The following is a 20752-nucleotide window of genomic DNA, read 5'->3' as shown; positions in this document are numbered from 1 at the left end:
GGAGTGTGTATATGTCAGCAATAACTGGAAAACAATATATTGATCGAATAGATCGATTAAAAACAGCTGTATGGATAGATGGTAAACCTGTAATCGAAGAAATATCCAAACATCCTGCATTCAAGGGTATTATGAAAAGTCAAGCCGCGTTGTATGATCTGCAGCATAGTGCAACTTTGAAGGAATTTATGACTTATCAATCCCCATCTAGTGGGGAGCCAGTAGGTATGTCATTTTTACAACCGAAAACGAGAGATGATCTAGCTAAAAGACGTACGATGGTTCAACATTGGGCTCGATCCAATCATGGGTTGATGGGAAGAAGTCCTGATTATATGAATACAACACTCATGGCATTAGCATCATCTGCCCAATTTTTAGAAGGAAAAGAGAATTGCTTCCCAAACAATCTACTTTCGTACTATGGATATGCGCGAGAAAATGATTTATCGATGACGCATACATTTATCGATCCTCAAGTAAATAGAGAACAAATCTATTTTGAGGATACAGAGGAACCTATTGCTGCAAAGATAATTGAAAGGAATGATAAGGGAATCATTGTGAAAGGGGCAAGATTACTTGCTACTCAAGGTGGCATAACTGATGAGATATTAGTTATATCAGCAGGAGGGATTATGGAGGAAGAAAAGGCATTTGCTTTTTCAATCCCAAGCAATGCTAAAGGACTGAAATTTATATGCAGGGAGTCTTTTGTAGGTGGAGATTCTACGTTTAATTATCCTTTAAGTTCAAGGTATGAGGAAATGGATAGTATTGTTGTATTTGATCATGTATTGGTTCCATGGGAACGAGTATTTTATTATGACAATATAGAGGTCTCTAATAGTTTCATGGTGAACAGTTCCTTTCAAGCATTCACCCTGCATCAGGTTCTTTCCAGACAAATTGTGAAAATAGAATTTGTCTTAGGCATTGTCGAATCCATCATTGAAACGATTAATATTGGACAGTACCAGCATGTTCAGGAAAAGGCGACGGAAGTCATTATCGCGTTAGAAACAATGAAAGCATTACTCTTAAAATCAGAAGCAGAAGCAGAAACTGATAGATGGGGAGCTATGCGACCCGACTGTCAGACACTGCAAGTTGCCATTAATATATTTCCTCGTGTGTACCCAAGATTCGCAGAAATCATTCAACTATTAGGTGCAAGTGGATTAATGTCCATTCCAACTGAAAATGCCTTCCATTCACCAATTAGAAAAGACTTAGACCAATATTTACAGTCTAAAGCAGACAATGCAGAAGATCGCGTTAAACTATTTCGCTTAGCATGGGATTTAACGATGAGTTCTTTCGGCACACGACAAACATTATATGAACGATTTTTCTTCGGGGATCCAGTGAGGATTGCAAGCCAATTGTATCGTGCCTATGATAAGAAGCCTTTTGTTGAGCGGGTGAAGCGGATATTGGAATGAGAGTAGACGCTTCTCTAGTAGAAACGTCTACTTTTCCATTGTTATGTGAAATATTATTAATCTAGAATCTCTCCTATGCAATAACTTTGTTTAATAGCAATACCAATAACTCTTCATATGTTTCTGGCAACTGTTCTGGTAAACTTACTGAATTTTTCATCTCTCTTCCTCCCTCATTCTCTTATTCTATTAACAATATAAGCAATCTATTTATCTTTTATACCTAAAAAGAGAAGAAAATTTTTAAAAAGTGAGATTAACAAGTTTTAAGAGATTCAGAATTCTATTCATGCAAAAATCCCAACCATTGAAAATGGTTGGGACAATTATCATCGGTTTATCTATGGATATTCCTTAAAATTTATTGCGTTTATCTAATCGGTCCTGGCCTAATGTATTTTCCTCTAAAGGGTCATTATCCAAAGCGCTATTCTCTAGAGTCGCATCAGAAACATTTGAAATTCCATCTGTACGGTGAATATCTGCTTGTTCACGACGAACAGTCTCACTAACCGTTTCCGTATCTTTCACTTTTTTCTTGCCTACAACGATTTCCTCGCTTACGACAGGTCGTTTTGTTACCTCTACACGTTCTTCCATAACGGGAATATGAATATTCTCTCCATCATCAAACACTTCTCCAGCTGCGGTCTCTGCATCGACAGCACGTCTTTCGATATATACTTCTTCCCGTTCAACAGGGACTTCCACAATTTCTTCCTCTTCTACAACATATTTATCGACGTTCACTTCCCCTGCTTGTTGGCGTTCTTTATCAATGGATAATCGCTCCTCATGAAGACGTAAACTTTCTTCCTGTGTTTTATCCCCAACGAAAGCGGTATCGGATGTCTCAATATTTGCACCCGTGTAACCAGTACCTAAATCAATCTGTTTGTTATCGTAAATAGTTCCATAATCTTTATCTACATAAAGGAGGATGGAGCCGTCTTTTACCTCATTGTAGTAGCGCTGGGATTCTACGTCATTGAAACCCATGTCGTGAAATGCCGCACGTACAGGTTCATCCCCACTCATAAAAGCAATGAACTTGTCTAACCAATTTCCATCAGCTGCAACAAGATCCACATCTGTCTGACCTCGAACAATCGATAAGGAATCCTTGTCATTAGTAACTACGTAAATATCATTTTCAACATAACCTTCACTTTTCAACTCTTTAATCTTGTTCAATACTTCCTGTTCCGTTCTGAATGATCCAACATATTTTTTATCTGCCATTATGTTCTTCCTCCTATTATTTTAGATTTACTATCTTGCTTGATTAATAAAATACCCAATCACTTTTAGGATGAAACAAAAAATGAAAGAGGGATGGCAAGACTTTAGGTGAAGAATAGAGAATGGCTAATTGGTGAAAACGTTTGAGAATGGGGGGTTAAGGGGGAAATCTAACTTGATTGAATATAGATATGTAATAAGATAAATAAGTAGATACTCCTACTACTAGAAGTATCTACTTTTCTATGTTCCAAAGTAATGTTTATAATCTAAAATCTCTCCTATGCGGTAACTGTTTGTAATAGTAACATTAACATTTCTTCTAATGTTTCTGGTAATTGCTCAGGTAACTCAAATGGACTCATCATTTTCGTTCCTCCTTTTGTGGCTAGTAATCTATTAACAATATAGTCAATCTATTTAACTTTTATACTTCAATTTTGAAAAAAATTATAAAAAGTTTCTAATCTCATTAAAAAGAGTCTTTTTGTAATCTGTAGCAAAAAATACCGATGAAGTTTAAAAGACAAGCTAGTACTAACTGTTTCAGTACTAGCTCGTCTTCATGTATCTGCAAATATTTTTAAATCATTTCCAGATGGGCTTTGGAATAATTGTATGCCAAACTTAGGAGCCACAGCGAAAAGATGGTCAAAGATATCGGATTGAACTGATTCGTATATGTCCCATGTTATATCATTTGTAAATGCATATATTTCCATTGGTAACCCATGTTCACTAGGTGCTAACTGTCTAACCATTAGAGCCATTTTTTGATTGACCCCCGGATGATTCTGAAGGTAATTGCTGATGTAAGCCCTAAATACACCGATATTCGTAAGAGCCCTTCCATTCACTGGATTGCTACTATTAATGTTGTTTTTGGTATTGTACGCTGCAATTTCCCGTTCTTTTGAGATAATATAGTCCGATAGATAATGGATATTTTTAAAATCTCTAATCATCTCTTCCGTACAAAATGAAATACTATTTGTATCAATAAATAACGACCGCTTTATCCGTCGCCCTCCAGAAGCTTGCATTCCTCGCCAATTAATAAAAGAATCGGATATTAGAGCATAGCTTGGAATCATCGTAATCGTTTTATCGAAGTTTTGGACCTTTACCGTATTTAGTGAGATATCAATAATGTCTCCGTTTGCACCATATTTAGGCATTTCAATCCAGTCGCCAACTTTCACCATATCATTTGTCGACAACTGAATCCCTGCAACAAGGCCTAATAAAGAATCCCTAAAAACCAACATGAATACGGCGGATAGAGCACCAATTCCGCTTAGAAGAATCAGGGGGCTTTTCCCTATTAGATTCGCGATGGTCATGATGACTCCAAATGTTATCACCATAATTTTAACTACTTGAATATATCCTTTTACAGGTTTAGTCTTAGATATTTCATAGGTTTGATAAATATCGTTCATTGCATTTAGGGAGCCATTAATAATGATTAACCCCATAATTATTAAATAGGCGCCAGCCCCTTTTTCAATCAAATATTGAAAGGATGGAAAAGTAGGAGCAAAGTAGTAAATTATAATTGGTGGAACTATATGTGAGAGTTTATGAAAAACTTTCCGTTCCAACAGCATATTATCCCATTGGAATTTGGAGTTATTCACAATTTTAGTGATTATCCTGATTACTACCTTTTTCGTGATAAAATTAGCTACAATACAGATAATCACTATTAAAAGAACCATTAAAAGAATGGACAGATATCGGGCTAAGGTAGAATCTACGCCAAATTTTAAAAGCAGGCTACTAATATAACCCATATTTTTCACCTCATTGTATGCATTATTTTTGGGTTTATCGTATGCAACTCATATATGGAGCATGTGTAATGAGATAATTGCTATTATATCAGAAAAAATGGACCTTCACTTTCTACAATACTTCCCGACGAAGCATGCTAAGATATAACTAATTAGAACGATAAAAAAAGATACCTTGCAGTAATCGAGAAAGGACTAAAAGATGAACTTTTCGATGAATGAAAAAGAAATCAAAAAAATATGTGGCGTTACCGCTTTTAAAAAGGGCAAAGCCTATCATCAAGCAGGAAAAGTAAATCTTCACTCCTTTCAACCAGGTAATTCGGTTATCGAAGCCAATGTGAAAGCTGGCGATGATTTTCATGTCATAATAAAAACTAATATGGACGGAAAAATCGATGCAAGCTGCACCTGTCCACCGATAGAATTTATAAAAACATACTGCCAGCATATCGCTGCAGTGCTTCTAGCCATCGAAGAGAAACAGCGTATAGATGAACATTTGGCAGATAGAATGCTCGATTTATTTGAAAATAGATCTTTACATCCTACTGGCAAGCAACTACATTTTGACGAAAGACAGACACTTTATGTCGAATTTATATGCCGTCCTATTTTCCAAGGAGATGGGGAATATGCATTTGGAATTCAGATGGAAATAGGTCTTCATTCGCTTAAGCCAATCTTACATATTGCAAAGTTTCTAAGTGCGATAGAAAGAAGGGAAAACTTTGAATATGCTCGCAGTATGTGGTATTCGCCAGAGCTTTTTAGTTTTTCAAGAGAAACAGATGAGGTGCTTCAGTTTCTTATAAAGAGTCAGCAAGTAAAAAGTAAAGTAGCCTTACAAGAAGGTTTATTGCTCATTTCTGCTTCTGATTGGGAACAGCTCTTACCTTTGCTAACAAAAGCACCGGCAGTAAAGTTTATGCAAAATGGATTGCTTTACGATGGAATCAGTTTTGGTCAAGCATTGCCTATAAGCTTTGAATTTGAGGAAGGAAACACTGCAAACTATCTCTTGAATGTGAATGGATTAGAGCAAGTGATTGTCTTAACAGCTTATAACTATGCACTACTGGAAGGGAAACTGTTTAAACTACCCCCTAAGGATTGCAAACGTTTAGCGGATTTGAAAGAAATGTTGGATCAGTCGGGATCACATCGGTTAGTTATTTCAGAAAACCAAATCGACCACTTTATGGAGAAGGTCATACCTGGCTTGATGAAGCTAGGACATGTAAATATGGCAGACTCGGTTTTGAAGAGAATGGGAGAAACTCCACTTCGGGTCAAGTTGTTTCTTGACCGAGTGAAACATCGGCTACTTGCTGGTGTAGAGTTCCACTATGGACATCTCATTATTAATCCTTGTGAAGAAACGGAACAAACCTTTTCTCATTTCCCAGGGGTGCGACGTCAGCGCAATAAGGAGCTTCAAATTCTAAGTACCCTAAAGGAAAATGGATTTACACAAACGGATGGTGGATTTTTCTTATACGATGAGGAAGCGGAGTATCATTTTTTGTACCATGTTCTGGCAGGGTTAGATAAATGGATTCAAGTTTATGCTTCCACGGCTGTGAAGATACGGGTACATAAAGGATATACTGGTCCTAAGATAAGGGTAGAAGTGAAAGAAAGGATGGAGTGGTTAGAATTCCGTTTCGATCTTAAAGGAATTCCAGAAAAAGAAATCCAAAATCTAATGACCTCCATAGAGGAAAAAAGAAAATTTTACCGAATTCCAAATGGCAATTTAGTGTCACTAGAGACACCGGAATTTTTAGCACTATCCGATTTCATCCAGGACATGGGACTCTCAAGCGATAATATAGGAGAAGAAATACGAGTTCCTTTAATTCGTGGAATGCAATTAATCGATTCTCTGGATCAAGGTGATTTAGTAGAACCAGGTGAAAATTTTGCGAAGCTCATGAAAAACTTAAACAATCCTAAAAGCATGGATTTAGATGCTCCTATCCCACTAGCGTCTGTACTTCGTGATTATCAAAAGGTAGGTTTCAGATGGTTCAAGCTACTGGCCAAATATAAATTCGGTGGAATTCTGGCGGATGATATGGGTCTAGGTAAAACGTTGCAGAGTATCGCTTTTATCGATTCGGTACTCCCAGATGTTCGAGAACGAAATTTGCCAGTATTGATCGTATCTCCAGCCTCTCTTATCTACAATTGGAAGAATGAGATGGAGAAATTCACTCCGCATATAAACGCTCAAATCATTGATGGGAACAAAGCGGATAGAAGTCTTCTATGGAAGACAAACTCGGGGGCGGATGTACTCATCACTTCTTATCCGTCACTCCGAATGGATACGGACCTATATCGTAATCAATCTTTTCATACACTGTTCTTGGATGAAGCGCAAGCATTTAAAAACCCCATGACGAAGACCGCAAAATCAGTGAAAATGATCCAAGCGGAATACCGATTTGCTCTTACTGGGACTCCGATAGAGAACTCATTGGACGAACTTTGGTCTATTTTCTACGTTGTTTTTCCTGGGCTCTTGCCAGATAGGAGGGCATTTAGTGAGTTAAGGCGGGAAAACATTGCAAAACGTGTACGCCCATTTATTTTACGGCGCATGAAAAAAGATGTTTTGAAAGAGTTGCCAAATAAAGTTGAAACGATTCAATTCTCAGAGTTACAAGTGGAGCAGAAAAAATTATATGCCGCTTATTTAGCAGAACTAAAGCATGATACATTAAAACATTTAACGAAAAACACCTTTCAAAAAAATCGTATTAGAATTTTATCTGGTCTAACTCGACTCCGACAACTATGCTGCCATCCCGGTCTATTCGTGGATGGATATAAAGGGAGCTCCGCTAAGTACGAGCAATTGATGGAAATTCTAGAAGAATGTCGAATATCGGGAAGACGAGTACTTGTTTTTTCGCAATTCACCCAAATGCTTGGCATCATTAGAAGGCAACTTACTCGTCAAGGTACACCATATTTCTACTTAGATGGGCAAACCCCACCTGCTGATCGTGTCACTTTATGTAATCGTTTTAATGATGGGGAAGGTGATCTATTTCTCATATCGTTAAAAGCTGGTGGTACCGGTTTGAATCTAACGGGAGCGGACACAGTCATACTATATGATCTTTGGTGGAATCCAGCTGTCGAGCAGCAAGCAGCAGACCGTGCCCACCGAATGGGCCAGCAAAACGAAGTACACGTCATTCGTTTGGTGGCAAAAGGAACAATTGAAGAAAAGATCAATGAACTTCAGCAGAAGAAGCAGAGTTTGATAGATGAGGTCATTCATGCTGGGCAGGATGTGCTGACAGGTATGAGTGAGGAAGATATTCTAGAGATATTGATGATTGAGTGAGTGGAGATAACCCCTGGTCCTTAATATAAAGGTGCGAGTAGCAAATCATACATTATAAACGCATAAAAGCAGATGGAGAATTTTTATTCGCAATCTGCTTTTAAGCAATTCCAAAAAGAATTCTAATTTTGTAGTTAAAGGGCTATATAACCACCTTTTAATTTTGGGTTAGTATAAGAGTCATGAACCATTTGTTGAATATTATTTCCTAACTATCATTTTAGTGAATATTACATCTTCTTTCTTTACTTCTATATATAAGAATGGAATATTATAACTATTGATAGGTTACTAGAGGGAGAGAAGCATGTTCACCTATGGAGTATTATTGTTTAATCAAACAAAAGTAGCTATTACTAAAATTTCATTGAGGCAGTGCTAATGAAAGTGTTGGATATAGATTTATTTCAACATGGGCTACAGCGCAACATCGCTATGCTGTACAGGTTGCGAAAAACAAAGTACCCAAATATTTTTGATAGGCAATAAGGAGGCGGGGAAAGTTGGACATTTTGGTCGAACTTACCAAATTAAAAAATAATCGTTTATTAAGAGATGAGAGTGAAGTAGAAAAATTTGAAAAATCTATAGAAAATATTTTAGACATGGAGGATGTCAATAATATAGAATTATTGTGTCAAGGCTTTGATGATTTAACCGAAAATGATGAAGTAATGTTTGGATTAATTCATGCTATAGAGTCTTATGATAAGATTGTTAGTTCTGAAATCTCTTTGAAAGTGTTAGCTAATTCTATTCCTAAAATGCTTCCTCATGCTAAGGAATGGTTAAAAATACTTCACAAAAGGATATTAAATCATGAACCCTTAAGGAATATTTATAAAGAAATCATTCCCACATTAAACAATGATATTCAGAAATATATTGTGTCTCAATTAAATAGTATTAAAGAAAGGAACCCAAGTCGTTTTGAAGAAAGTGTAAATTCAATATTAGATTTTATAAAGTAATGTAAAACCTTGATTGGCAAAGTGCCTTTCAAGGTTTCTTTTTTGAGGGGGTACCTAGTACATTGGTTGGGGTTATCATGATGCATTATATGAGGTATATGATTCAATTGAGTGGATATGGGAAGAAAAGTTAATTTAAATTACTTTTCTAACAAGCAAGTTTAATATAGGGTTATCATAGAAGTAATCTATTTATTAGAGAAAAGGTGATTAAAATTAAAAAAAAAGTACACGTTGTTGGAGCAATTATTAATAATGCGCATGATGAAATTTTATGTGCTTTACGTGGCCCAGAGATGACGCTACCGAATTATTGGGAGTTTCCTGGTGGTAAAATTGAAGCTGGGGAGTCAAGGCAAGAAGCTCTAAAAAGAGAAATACTTGAAGAGCTAAAGTGCACTATTGAGGTTTCCAGTCATGTAGAAGACACTTTGTATGAATATGAAGAAGTTATTGTTCGACTTGAAACATTTATGTGCAAAATCGTATCTGGAACTCCTGCAGTGACAGAACATGCTGAACTAAAATGGGTGCCTAGAAAAGAGTTAAACACTCTTAATTGGGCACCCGCAGATATACCAGCAATACAAAAGTTATTATCTAATTAAATCATGATATAAGTCTTCGGGTACAGGTTGATGTAATTTCCAAATAATATTCATTGGCTTGTCCCCATGACTGTTCACATAATCAATTTCTCCTAAATACATAAATGGAAGGGTCATACCATACATCTTTGAAAACTTTCTTATAAATAAATGAATATGAATATTCTTTTCTTGGTGATAAATATATTCCTGACCTTGGGAAGAATGATGGGCAGTTTTATTTTGACTCTGCCAGTGAAAAGTCGAAGGATCTTGAAAGAAGTCTTTATATAGCAAATGATCTTCAACATCCTCGGATTTATTAAGATTGATGAATAGTAAATAATGATTATCTACTTTGCTTACGCCCTCGCGCCAGGTACCCTCAGGGACTTTTGCTTCAAAAATAAACATTAATTCATTCCTCGTATAGTTTCGATAGAGTGCAAGTTTTTTCTCTGAGCCTAATACGAGTTCTGTACGGAAAGTTCTTCTAAAGTCGATCAATCCATATTCTAATCGTTCCTTGATATAGTTAAAGTAGATATCGTTATTAAACAATTCTGTGATTTGGGTATTCATATAAAATGATTCTTCTATTATTTCTCCAAAAATCCAAGTTTGTTTTTTATATCTATTGGACAAACGATCCATGGCTCTCAAAATAAGTGTTTTATGTTCATTGGGTTTTATTTCAAAATCAAATCTTTTTGCTAACCAAATCACAATATCATCTACAGATATTTCAGTTTTAAACTTGGATAAATAAATTATCGCATATTCATATGGCCACTTAATTGGTAACATACTCTCGATTCGTTCCACAACTTCATATCTAAAATGGTTTGATAAAATCCACTCATCGAAAAGGTTTAGATCTTTCATATATTTTTTAGTGCTAACCCATGACTTATGATTGTATAAAAAGAACGTCAAACTTGGTGCTTCTTCAGTATATAAAAAGTCGGATAATTCAGGAGACCTGCCGAGTTCGTGTTTAAACTGTAAATACATTTCTTTAAGTACTTCTTTTGGGTTTAGTCGAATATTCTCAAGTCTTTCTAAAATTTCTCGTTGTGCAATAGGATCTAACTGTACTACTGACCCTCCAGGAACATCGGCGAACTCGTGAGAGACGGCTACACGTAATGAGTCTGCATCAAAAGCTTTTGCATTATATTGACCGGAAAGAGCTAATGGGATAATAAAAGACTTTTTATAGTTACCAATAAAATCAAGTATCGTGACATATTCTTTAGTTTTCACCTTTCGTAAGCCACGCCCTAATTGTTGAATAAAAACTGTTGATGATTCTGTTGGTCTTAAAAATAGCATAAGATTTATTTTTGGAATGTCTATTCCTTCATTGAAAATATTTACAGTGAATATTATAGATAATCTGTCCTTTGGATCTTCTAATCTTTTTATAATATCAGTTCGGTATTCTACTGAATCGTCACCAGTTAAGCATTCTGTAACATATCCTCGTCTGTTAAATTCTTCATGCATAAATTTGGCGTGTTCGATGTTCACACAAAAACCTAATCCGTGCAGTGAGGGACCATCAAACCCATACGTCTCGATTTTATTAATAATCAAATCAACTCTAGTAAAAGTAGATAGAGCTTTAACAAGAGACTGTTCTTCATATTGTCCATTTATAACACTAACTTGATTATAATCAAGTGTATGGTCAGAGACTCCAAAGTAATGAAATGGAGCCAGCAGATTTGCCTCAAGAGCATCACGTAATCGTATTTCATAGATAACATTGTTTTCGCATAAATCCAATATATTTCTCCCGTCCATTCTCTCTGGTGTTGCGGTTAGACCCAAAAGAAACTTTGGATTAAAATAGTCTATTATTTTTTTATATGACGGTGACTCTGCATGATGAAACTCATCAATAATAATGTAGTCGAATTCATCTTCTGAGAATTTCGTTAGAGTCTTATCTTTTGTTAAAGACTGTATTGTGCTGAAAATAAAACGTTTATCGAATTCTTTTGATGTTCCGGTAATTTTTCCGCAAAGAAATTCATCTTGAAACAGATTGCTAAATGTTTTTATTGCACTATCTAAAAGCTCTTCTCGATGTGCAATAAAAAGTAGTCTTCTCGGCAGGAATTGTTGGACATCAAATGCTGATAAATAAGTTTTTCCTGTACCAGTAGCTGCTATTATAATACCCTTTGTATGTCCATTTTTCCTTGTAAATACCAAGTTTTTCAATGCTTCCTTTTGCATTTCGTTAGGTTGTACACCATTATCTGTTAGATAAGGTGCGTTAGTTTCATATGTAAAAGAAGGTGTTAAAGCTGTTTCTGCTTTTTGATGTTGTTCATATTTAGTTAGAAATTCTTCGGTTGGAGATACAGCTTTTTCATGAACCCACATTTTGTCGAAAAAATCCATCGTTTGCTCATATGCAGGCATATGCTGTGTATGTGGGATTTTTACATTAAGTTCATGACCATTAATAAGAGCAGAATGAGATATATTTGAAGATCCAATAATTACTGTATTTTGTTTTGAATTTCTTTTAAACAAATATGCTTTTGTATGAAACGATTCATTTTTTAGAGGTAGAATTTTTACTTCTACATTCTTAAATTTTAATAAATGACGAATAGCTTTTGTTTCGGTAATGTTTAGATATGTAGTAGTTAAAACTTTAATTGGTACATTTCTTTTTTCTAACTCTACTAATTCTCGTGTTAATAACTGAGCACCAGACATTCGCACAAAACTTACAAGAAAGAAAATTTCGTCTGCAGTCTTCATTTCATAAGAGAGCGTTTTAAAGAAGTTTTTAATTTTATGTGAGTCGTTATATAATACATCGACTCTTGTCAAAAATAAATCTTCTTTTATAGGAATGCTGCTGCTATGCCCTTCACTATAAGTAATCATTGATAATGGTTGACTAAACTCCTTTACTTCTTGTCCTGCAATATCATGAACTTGATCAATCAGATTAAAAATTTCGTTAAATTTATCTTCATCAGCTAAATTCCTTAATCGATTACCAATAATATTTGCTGCGTGCATCGTTAAAGTTTCTACGTATTCATCTATAGACAATTTTTGCACTAATTTAGCGTCCGGATATTTCTTTTCTGTTTGATAAATTTCTTCAATAATTCCTTTTGAATTAGTATCCACATTCCCCTACCCCTTGCTGTCAATTAAATACTAACGATATATTAATTAGTTGTAATTAAATTTGGAAAATCCTATAAAGTGATTATAACAAACTTCATAATTGTTGATAGAATAGTTGGTAAAATGCATATTATATGGTTTAGGCAAAAAATATAACTAATTCTATAATTGAATGAAAAAGTATACACCAGATATGCAGAGATTGCGGATAGATGGATTTAAATTAATCAAATGAATTAGAGGAGACTTTAAAATGACGTATATTGCTTAAAAAAGAAAACAATTCAATTGTTAGATATGAAAGAGATGTTGTTTTTTAAAATGGAACTTTAGTGGAAGGCAATGGTTTTTGTGCAATTTATGATACGACCGAAGAGTACTTTAAGTTTGTTTGTACAAGGAGATTAGAGCTCGAGACTATACTCGCTACCCGTTTTCTTCAGATGAAAGTATTAGAGGAAAACGAGCGTCGCTTTTGTTCACAATTTGGAAATGCAATGCAGGAAGGGTACTATTTTGAATCTATTTTATTTTTTGTTAAGTGGTTTTTAAAAACAGGTATCTATTTCTAGGTTAAATGCAAAATTATATACCAATTAAAACTCAGTATTAACAAGTATTGGATACCGGAAAAGAATGTCGTATAATTAAATAGATTATTGAAAATATTGAAACCTTTAGTTTCTGGAATATATTTAAGTAGAAAGGGCTGACAATTTGATCTTACATACAAACGTTACAGGTAATGGAGAGCCGATAGTTTTTTTACATACTGGTTTACAAACAGGATTAACAGACTTTATATTTCAAAGAGAGTATTTCGGCAATACTTATCAAGTAATCTCTCCCGATTTAAGAGGGCATGGGCAATCGAAAACAAATAATATACAAAACTTCTTTGAGGATTCTGCCAAAGATTTATCCGAAACCTTAGCTCATTTAAATATAAAAAATGTACATTTAGTAGGATGTTCATTAGGGGCTCTTGTTGCGATTAAATTTGCTCTGATGTTCCCTGAGATAATCAGTACCTTATCTATTTCAGGAATTACACCATTGAAACCCGAAAATTGGTTAGAACTTCATGAGCAAGATGTGAAAGGACAAGCGGAGGTGTTGAATAGTAAAGAGATAGCGGGCTATTTCGACCAATTACATACCTCTGATTGGAGACAATTCATTTATTCTGGGAAAGATGAAAACTGGTACCCATTCGAAGATGTTGCAAAAATATCAGGCTTTACTTTTCCTACACTTTTTATGGTAGGGGAGGATAAGGCTCATGAAACAATTGGTGCGACTATTCTCTCTAATAGGAATAAAAATATCCATATTGCAATTGTTCCATTTGCCGGGCACTTAGTGCATACTGATCAACCACAGGTTTATACCAATATTTTGGAGACGTTCATTAATAAAGGACATTGAGTGTCATATCGATATAGCATGTACAGTTATAGTAGCATCTGATAAAACATTCTATTAAACTAGGGGGAAGCTTAATGATTAAAGAGGTTTTATATGCATTTCATACTGATTCAGCTCAAATAGAAAATCATCGTTTTCGCTCTTGGGAGCATTGCATTACCTTTTTCAGGAATAATAAAAATCAATTGCAAAATGCTACAGTAGCCGACCATGCATGTTTACATTTGGCTTTTTATTTGGCAAGTTGGGGTATGCTGCGGAACTCTTTTTTACTTCAAAGAGATTATAAAGTTCATCAGAAGTTCTTGCAAGATGTAGTTGTAAAACCAGAGTATACTGATTTATTGGCTGGACGGGTTCTTCTTCCTACAAATGTTAACGATATGGAATTGTTAGAATCGTTAATAGAAGATACTTGTACAGTATATTTACCAATTTTAAGGGAAGTAAATAGAAATGATCAGTTACAAGTTAGTGACACCTTAATATCTAAAATACTACTTGGTGTATTTGGGGTGGTTCCCGCCTATGATCGGTTTTTTAAAGAGGCAGCGGGATTTCATGGTATTAATAAGCAATTCAACATAACTTCTTTTAAGCAATTGCATCTTTTTTATAATAGATTCAGTGAAGAGTTTAATTCATTTATAGAAGAAACGGCAAAAGATTCAATACGATATACTCCAATGAAAGTGTTAGATATGTATTTTTGGAAGATTGGAGACATATTTTCAAATGGAAAAGATGTCGAACAAAAAGAGCGTTTAGTTGCTTTTATTTCGCACGTAAAAGAAAAACCTATGCAAACACCTGCCGATTCATATCTGAAAACGGGAAATAGAACGGAAGATATAAGACGCCACATAGCGATGATCTTACAATCAGAAAAAACGTTGGGACAGAATTCAGCTATCATTTGTGCTCGTGACATACACAATGATTTGAACTTGAGTCATAGTTACCCTTCTGTTTGTAATGCTATGGGAAGTGTGCCGGGATATAAAGAGTACGATATTGTATATGCCCCTCCCAGTGGGAAGAGTAGTACGGTAACCTACCGCTATAAGTTTGAAGGAGAAAATGACGATGCTGACGCGTGATCAAAAAAAGAAAGTATTTAGATCTTATCAATTGGAAGAATACAATATTAAAGGTGATAGAGTAAACTACAAATATAAAAACAAAGTCGTTATAACCCAACTCACACATACTGGTAATGGGTATGTATGGGGCAGGGATATCGCCGAATATAGTGAGAAGTATGATGTGGACGAAAGAGGATGGATTAAAATTAAAGCTTTTAGTGAAGATGAAATAAGACTGCTTTTAGACGAGGTTTTAAAATATCGAGATAAGTTGTGCAGATAATCTTACATATTGTAGGGTTGATCGATCAGTGTGCAAACAATATTTGTCGCTATAGTGAAAGGTGTGAGGTTCTTTATATTGGAATCTGACGCCTTTTTTGCTCTACTGTTTGTATTCTTTACATAGAATGGATATGTCGATATTTTACTAGTATAATTGAATCAATACATAAGGTTTATATTAATAGTGATTAGTGGGTATAAAGATACGTGGAGGTGGAATTGTGTATTGTTCCAAATGTGGAGTGAAAAATGAAGGAAAAGCAAACTTTTGTGCGGGGTGTGGTGAAAGCTTAAAGGCGAACAAAAACGGTGTTAAAGGTATATTGATTGCCGGAATTGTCTTCTTTTTGCTAGTGCTTGCTGGTGTAGGTTATGGATTCAAGGAGTTAGTTTTTACACAGGAAGAAAAAGCAGTGGAAGTTGAAAAAGTTAGCACTAAAAACGAAACTGCAACAGCACCAGCTAAGGCAAAAATAAAGGTGAAAGAAAAAGACAAAACACAAGTTATACAAGAAACAATGCCCAAAGTATTTACGATTCTTACGGAGGAAGGTTTAGGTTCTGGTTTTCTTTATGGGCAAGGTGGATATATTGTCACTAATGCGCATGTTGTTGCAGGTTATACAGATGTAATTGTACGGAACTCGGCTGGGAAGGAATCCAATGCAAAAGTAATCGGTATATCTGATCACTCGGATGTTGCACTTCTCTTGTCAAAAGATTATGCACAAGTAAAGCCCCTTCCTATTGAAACTGAGGACTCAATTATAGGTACCGAAGTCATTGCGCTTGGAAGCCCACAAGGATTTGAAAATTCCGCGTCCATTGGCTATTTGACAGGTATCAATCGGGATATGGAACTAGGTTTTATCTATGAACATTTGTACCAAATTGATGCTCAAATTGACAAAGGAAGTAGTGGTGGTCCATTATTGGATGCCAAGACCGGCAAAGTAATAGGGATTAACTCGCTTATTTATACAAAAAATAATCTGTTCGGTTTTTCTATTCCTATGAATAGCATGGCGGGTCTCGTGGATAGTTGGATTTCTAATCCTATGAGTGATCATCAGGTCGCTTCTTTATTTGGTATTTATGATGAGTACACATATAGTGATGAGAGTGTTTCGGAAGATACAACATATGAGGAAGATTACTCGGAAGATGAATGGAATTATTATTCTTTTGATGAGGAGTCAGTGGCAAGTTTCATTATTACGTTTAGGGAGTATTACGAGATGGCGCTCGATGCCGAAGATTTTTATTGGATTGAAGATATGCTAGAACCGAATAGTATTGCCTACGATGACTTAGATGTTTATATTCAGGACATTGCTGGGCAAGGTATGACATTTGATTTCACTAATAATACGGTTACTAACGTGGAGATATACGATGATTATGCACTTGTTTCAACTAATGAGGAATTCGATTTCATCAATGCAGCCGGTGAATACACGTATTATAACCGGGATAAAGTGTACACTGTCGTAATCAACGAATCTGGATATTACCAAATCACCGATATAGAGATATATGAATGAAAAGACCAAATGGAGGAGATAAACTAATGAGTATTATTGAAAAGGCAATTAATTTTGCTGCTAAAGCACATGATGGACAGAATCGAAAATCAACAAATATTCCGTACATCTCCCATCCCTTTGCAGTAGGAATGATTTTGCAACAATCGAAATGCTCGGATGAAGTTATTGCTGCTGGTATTTTGCATGACACCTTAGAGGATACTTATGTCACAGCCGATGAATTATCGAAACAGTTTGGAGATAAAATTGCTAAATTAGTAGAAGCTGCATCAGAACCTGATAAAAGTCTGCCATGGAAAGAGAGAAAGCGGCATACTATAAATGTACTATCAGATGCGACGACGGAAGAAATACAAGTCATAATTGCAGACAAATTACATAACTTGAGATCGATCCGAGCGGACATTGAGTTGCAGGGAGAAATAGTTTGGAGCAGATTTAATCGCGGAAAACGTGACCAACATTGGTACTATAGTAGTGTAGTTAAAGCATTATCATCTCGAAAGAAAGAATTTAAACTTATTGGGAAACTAGAAAAAGAGGTAAAAGCGGTATTTGGATCAATCGAATTTATTTCTAGTAAAGAAATTTCGATACTATTTTCCTGTGCATATGGAATCCATGATTCAATGTGGACAACCTTAGAGAATAATAGTCTGGCAGAGCTGGGACGGGAAATTTCCGAAGAAGCGGAAAGGCTGTATAGGAATGATTATGATGCTACAAGATTGAAACTTGAAGATTTATCTTTACGAGGTATTGAATTTCAAAGTAACTCAGATGGTCCCTTTATACTTGCGGGGTTTTGTATTGCATTACAAAGAAATATGGGATGGACGGATGATGAGCTATTCCAATATTTTAAAAGGAATCAAAGGAAGCTTTGAAAAGTGAAAAATAAGTGCCAGGATCAAATTGTATGAGAACCTGGCACCATATTGATCATATTAAATAGCTTCCAAAACACCTTTAACCAATTCCACAAATTTAACTCGTACTTTACCTGCAATGTCAATTACCTCATCATGGTTAAGTGGTTGATCTAATATCCCACATGCCATATTTGTTAAGCAAGAAATACCAAGTACTTTCATCCCACCATGAGTGGCCACAATTGCTTCTGGAACAGTTGACATGCCTACAGCGTCAGCTCCTAACGTGCGGATCATACGAATTTCTGCAGGAGTTTCATAAGTAGGTCCACTCCACCAAGCATATACACCTTGCTGTAATGGTATATTTTGTTCGTTCGCTACTTTGCTAGCAATAGCTCGAAGATCTTTGTTATACACTTGGGATAAATCTGGGAAACGGGTCCCTAATTCATCATTATTTGGACCAATTAATGGATTCGTCCCTACTAAATTAATATGATCCGTAATTAGCATTAAATCTCCAGGGCTAAAGCTTGTATTTACTGCGCCACATGCGTTTGTAATAATCACATTATCGATACCTAATGCTTTCATCACGCGTACTGGAAAAGTGACTTCATCCAATGTATACCCCTCATAATAATGAAAACGGCCTTTCATCGCTGCTACAATCTTGCCATTTAATTCTCCTATAACTAATTCGTTTGCATGTCCAATTGCTTCGGACTTCGCAAAGTGAGGAATTTCGCTGTAAGGAATTTTGATAGCGTCCTTAATGTCATCGGCTAAGCTACCTAAGCCCGAGCCTAAAATCATCCAAATGACAGGGCGGTGATCCGTTTTACTCATAATGAAATCTCTAGTTTCTTTAATATCTTGCATGTTATGCATCTATAATTCCTCCTTAAAACATTACTTTAAGTATACACCCTTAGTAAAAAAAATAGCATCGATAAAAGTTATATAAAAATCAAAGGTGTTGACATTATACCTACAGGGGTATAATATGAACCTTGTAAATGAAAGCTGAATATTTGCAAGTACACATAAAAGAAGAGAAGAAAGGAGCGTTTAAATGAAGTATGATGACCAAGTCAAAAATAGAATCAAAAGAATGGAAGGCCAACTTAGAGGGATTCTGAAGATGATGGAAGAACAGAAAGACTGTAAAGAAGTTATTACGCAATTGTCAGCTGTTCGCTCCGCTGTGGATCGGACTGTAGGAGTGGTTGTAAGCACCAATTTAGTGGATTGTGTACTAGAGGCAGAGAAAAATGGCGAACAAACTGATGCACTTATAAAGGAAGCTGTCAACTTGCTAGTTAAAAGTAGATAAAAGTCTGATGGCTTTTCTTTTTTTAATTAATTAGATACCTATAGGGGTATGGGTAAATATGTGATAGGAGAGATAATTAAATGGATGCAGATAAAGTATTAGATGCTAAAGGATTGGCTTGTCCAATGCCGATTGTAAAAACAAGGAAAGCGATGGATGAACTGGAGTCAGGTAATGTATTAGAGATTCACGCAACAGATAAAGGAGCAAAGAAAGACCTCGCCGCTTGGGCAAAATCGGGTGGTCATGAAATGCTACAGCAAGAAGACGAACAAGATGTATTAAAGTTTTGGATAAGAAAGGGGTGATATGATGGAATATCTCAATTATCTACTGCTTTTGCTGATTATTTTCTTTTTTGTCCAACGCCTTATGCCAACAAAAGGAGTAAGACAAATCTCTGTAACGAATCTAAAAATGGAATTAAATGATCCAAATAAGCAATATATCGACGTACGAACAACGGGAGAGTTTAAGGCAAATAGCATAAGAGGGTTTAAAAATATCCCACTTCATCAATTAGCACAAAAAATCGGAGAGCTTTCGAAGGAAAGAGAAGTAATCATCATTTGCCAAAGTGGCATGAGAAGTAACAAAGCAACTAAATTATTAAAAAAGCAGGGTTTTAACAAAGTGACAAATGTAAAAGGTGGCATGAGTGCCTGGACCTAATAGAAGATAGGAGGAATTTATGATGAAGGAAACGACTGCAAAGGAAATAGAATTGTTGTTAATAGAAGGAAATGCATTAAACATAATAGATGTACGGGAAGTAGAGGAAGTAGCTGCAGGGAAAATCCCCGGTGCTATAAACATACCGCTAGGATTAGTAGAGTTCCGTATGCATGAATTAGATAAAACACAAGAGTACATCATTGTTTGCCGTTCTGGTGCCAGAAGTGGTCGTGCCACGGAGTTCCTTACGGGACAAGGATTTAATGCTATTAATATGACTGGTGGCATGCTTGCATGGGAAGGGGAAGTAGAATAATTTTTTAAGTTTAAAAGTACCCATATGGGTATAGGGGGATATAAGATGGAAGAGTTGAAAGCGAATGAGGTATTAGACGCTAAGGGGCTTGCGTGCCCGATGCCGATTGTAAAAACCAAGAAGGCGATGAATGGATTAGCTGCTGGGTTTGTATTGGAAGTTCAGGCAACAGATAAAGGTTCTAAAGCTGACATGAAAGCTTGGGCAGCAAGTACCGGAAATCAGTACTTGGGTATGGTGGAAGATGGAGATGTCCTCAAACATTTTATTAGAAAAGCAACTGCCGATAACATAATCGAAAACAAGCATCCGTTCATTGTGGACAATGAGGAGTTAGAAAAAAGATTAAAGGAAGAAAAGAGACTGATTGTTCTAGATGTAAGAGAAGCTGCGGAGTATGCATTTAATCATATTCCAACTGCTATTTCTATTCCATTGGGGGAATTAGATGAGCGATTCGATGAATTAAACAGTACGGTCGATATTTTTGTTATTTGTCGAACAGGCAGTCGTAGTGATCTAGCTGCACAAAAGTTAGCAGAAATAGGCTTTACTAAAGTATTCAATGTTGTTCCAGGGATGAGTCAGTGGACCGGTGCAACATCAGGTGTAAATTCAAACTAATATTAAAACAT

General features: G+C 35.7%; 18 protein-coding genes. 14 read left to right on the top strand and 4 right to left on the bottom strand.

The genetic code is table 11. The features are described from left to right. Window positions 1-11 precede the first annotated feature (11 nt). The gene (gene hpaB / locus FS486_RS06210; protein ID WP_144510452.1) at window positions 12-1445 is read left to right on the top strand and encodes a 4-hydroxyphenylacetate 3-monooxygenase, oxygenase component; all 1434 of its coding nucleotides are present in this window, start codon (window positions 12-14) and stop codon (window positions 1443-1445) included. Between the two features lie 354 nt (window positions 1446-1799). Here hpaB and FS486_RS06205 read toward each other — a convergent pair whose 3' ends face one another. Continuing rightward, window positions 1800-2687 (bottom strand): DUF2382 domain-containing protein, encoded by an 888-nt coding sequence (locus FS486_RS06205; RefSeq protein ID WP_144510451.1) that lies wholly within the window; start codon window positions 2685-2687, stop codon window positions 1800-1802. Between the two features lie 563 nt (window positions 2688-3250). After that, window positions 3251-4483 (bottom strand): mechanosensitive ion channel family protein, encoded by a 1233-nt coding sequence (locus FS486_RS06200; RefSeq protein ID WP_144510450.1) that lies wholly within the window; start codon window positions 4481-4483, stop codon window positions 3251-3253. A 214-nt stretch (window positions 4484-4697) separates the two neighbouring features. On the opposite strand from FS486_RS06200, the gene FS486_RS06195 reads away from it, so the two are divergent. From FS486_RS06195 to FS486_RS06185, 3 genes are all read left to right on the top strand, one after another. Beyond that, complete coding sequence (locus FS486_RS06195) at window positions 4698-7847, top strand: DEAD/DEAH box helicase (RefSeq protein WP_483861228.1); 3150 nt, start codon at window positions 4698-4700, stop codon at window positions 7845-7847. A gap of 503 nt (window positions 7848-8350) precedes the next feature. Next, window positions 8351-8818 carry an Imm30 family immunity protein gene (locus FS486_RS06190; RefSeq protein WP_144510448.1) on the top strand — a complete coding sequence of 156 codons (468 nt, stop codon included), beginning with the start codon at window positions 8351-8353 and terminating at the stop codon, window positions 8816-8818. A 215-nt stretch (window positions 8819-9033) separates the two neighbouring features. After that, a complete protein-coding gene (locus tag FS486_RS06185; RefSeq protein ID WP_144510609.1) occupies window positions 9034-9426 on the top strand; it encodes a (deoxy)nucleoside triphosphate pyrophosphohydrolase in 393 nt (130 codons plus the stop codon). Here FS486_RS06185 and FS486_RS06180 read toward each other — a convergent pair. Continuing rightward, complete coding sequence (locus tag FS486_RS06180; RefSeq protein WP_144510447.1) at window positions 9415-12570, bottom strand: DUF3427 domain-containing protein; 3156 nt, start codon at window positions 12568-12570, stop codon at window positions 9415-9417. The genes FS486_RS06185 and FS486_RS06180 overlap by 12 nt on opposite strands. 717 nt (window positions 12571-13287) lie before the next feature. Here FS486_RS06180 and FS486_RS06175 point away from each other — a divergent pair. The 5 genes from FS486_RS06175 to FS486_RS06155 all read left to right on the top strand — a co-directional run bounded on the left by FS486_RS06175 (window position 13288) and on the right by FS486_RS06155 (window position 17802). Beyond that, complete coding sequence (locus FS486_RS06175; protein WP_144510446.1) at window positions 13288-13998, top strand: alpha/beta fold hydrolase; 711 nt, start codon at window positions 13288-13290, stop codon at window positions 13996-13998. Between the two features lie 74 nt (window positions 13999-14072). After that, window positions 14073-15098 (top strand): hypothetical protein, encoded by a 1026-nt coding sequence (locus tag FS486_RS06170; RefSeq protein WP_144510445.1) that lies wholly within the window; start codon window positions 14073-14075, stop codon window positions 15096-15098. Further along, a complete protein-coding gene (locus FS486_RS06165) occupies window positions 15085-15366 on the top strand; it encodes a hypothetical protein (protein WP_144510444.1) in 282 nt (93 codons plus the stop codon). Before FS486_RS06170 ends, FS486_RS06165 begins: the two co-directional genes overlap by 14 nt. Before the next feature lie 223 nt (window positions 15367-15589). Continuing rightward, a complete protein-coding gene (locus tag FS486_RS06160; protein ID WP_144510443.1) occupies window positions 15590-16912 on the top strand; it encodes a trypsin-like peptidase domain-containing protein in 1323 nt (440 codons plus the stop codon). 26 nt (window positions 16913-16938) lie between these two features. Next, complete coding sequence (locus tag FS486_RS06155) at window positions 16939-17802, top strand: HD domain-containing protein (protein WP_144510442.1); 864 nt, start codon at window positions 16939-16941, stop codon at window positions 17800-17802. 60 nt (window positions 17803-17862) lie between these two features. Here FS486_RS06155 and FS486_RS06150 read toward each other — a convergent pair whose 3' ends face one another. Further along, window positions 17863-18681: a purine-nucleoside phosphorylase gene (locus tag FS486_RS06150; protein WP_144510441.1), complete on the bottom strand. Its 819-nt coding sequence runs from the start codon at window positions 18679-18681 to the stop codon at window positions 17863-17865. A gap of 184 nt (window positions 18682-18865) precedes the next feature. Between FS486_RS06150 and FS486_RS06145 the strand changes: the two genes are divergently transcribed. The 5 genes from FS486_RS06145 (at window position 18866) to FS486_RS06125 (ending at window position 20741) form a co-directional block, all read left to right on the top strand. Continuing rightward, window positions 18866-19126, top strand: a complete 261-nt coding sequence (locus FS486_RS06145; RefSeq protein WP_144510440.1) for a metal-sensitive transcriptional regulator — start codon at window positions 18866-18868, stop codon at window positions 19124-19126. Window positions 19127-19206: 80 nt separating this feature from the next. After that, a complete protein-coding gene (locus FS486_RS06140) occupies window positions 19207-19434 on the top strand; it encodes a sulfurtransferase TusA family protein (protein ID WP_144510439.1) in 228 nt (75 codons plus the stop codon). A gap of 4 nt (window positions 19435-19438) precedes the next feature. Further along, window positions 19439-19798, top strand: coding sequence for a rhodanese-like domain-containing protein (locus FS486_RS06135; RefSeq protein ID WP_144510438.1), 360 nt, complete (start codon window positions 19439-19441; stop codon window positions 19796-19798). 22 nt (window positions 19799-19820) lie between these two features. Beyond that, window positions 19821-20117: a rhodanese-like domain-containing protein gene (locus tag FS486_RS06130; protein ID WP_144510608.1), complete on the top strand. Its 297-nt coding sequence runs from the start codon at window positions 19821-19823 to the stop codon at window positions 20115-20117. A 45-nt stretch (window positions 20118-20162) separates the two neighbouring features. Beyond that, window positions 20163-20741, top strand: a complete 579-nt coding sequence (locus FS486_RS06125; protein ID WP_144510437.1) for a sulfurtransferase TusA family protein — start codon at window positions 20163-20165, stop codon at window positions 20739-20741. Window positions 20742-20752 lie beyond the last annotated feature (11 nt).

Source organism: Bacillus sp. FJAT-22090, from assembly GCF_007676755.1.
Lineage (GTDB): Bacteria > Bacillota > Bacilli > Bacillales_A > Planococcaceae > Psychrobacillus.
This window is presented reverse-complemented; position numbering and strand designations above follow the sequence as displayed.

What these genes read in the sequence shown, in the direction of transcription:
- FS486_RS06135 (WP_144510438.1), top strand. Translation starts at nt 19,439, where the DNA reads ATGGAATATCTCAATTATCTACTGCTTTTGCTGATTATTTTCTTTTTT.
- FS486_RS06165 (WP_144510444.1), top strand. Translation starts at nt 15,085, where the DNA reads ATGCTGACGCGTGATCAAAAAAAGAAAGTATTTAGATCTTATCAATTG.
- FS486_RS06140 (WP_144510439.1), top strand. Translation starts at nt 19,207, where the DNA reads ATGGATGCAGATAAAGTATTAGATGCTAAAGGATTGGCTTGTCCAATG.
- FS486_RS06155 (WP_144510442.1), top strand. Translation starts at nt 16,939, where the DNA reads ATGAGTATTATTGAAAAGGCAATTAATTTTGCTGCTAAAGCACATGAT.
- FS486_RS06195 (WP_483861228.1), top strand. Translation starts at nt 4,698, where the DNA reads ATGAATGAAAAAGAAATCAAAAAAATATGTGGCGTTACCGCTTTTAAA.
- FS486_RS06170 (WP_144510445.1), top strand. Translation starts at nt 14,073, where the DNA reads ATGATTAAAGAGGTTTTATATGCATTTCATACTGATTCAGCTCAAATA.
- FS486_RS06200 (WP_144510450.1), bottom strand. Translation starts at nt 4,483, where the DNA reads ATGGGTTATATTAGTAGCCTGCTTTTAAAATTTGGCGTAGATTCTACC.
- FS486_RS06205 (WP_144510451.1), bottom strand. Translation starts at nt 2,687, where the DNA reads ATGGCAGATAAAAAATATGTTGGATCATTCAGAACGGAACAGGAAGTA.
- FS486_RS06130 (WP_144510608.1), top strand. Translation starts at nt 19,821, where the DNA reads ATGAAGGAAACGACTGCAAAGGAAATAGAATTGTTGTTAATAGAAGGA.
- FS486_RS06145 (WP_144510440.1), top strand. Translation starts at nt 18,866, where the DNA reads ATGAAGTATGATGACCAAGTCAAAAATAGAATCAAAAGAATGGAAGGC.
- hpaB (WP_144510452.1), top strand. Translation starts at nt 12, where the DNA reads ATGTCAGCAATAACTGGAAAACAATATATTGATCGAATAGATCGATTA.
- FS486_RS06150 (WP_144510441.1), bottom strand. Translation starts at nt 18,681, where the DNA reads ATGCATAACATGCAAGATATTAAAGAAACTAGAGATTTCATTATGAGT.
- FS486_RS06125 (WP_144510437.1), top strand. Translation starts at nt 20,163, where the DNA reads ATGGAAGAGTTGAAAGCGAATGAGGTATTAGACGCTAAGGGGCTTGCG.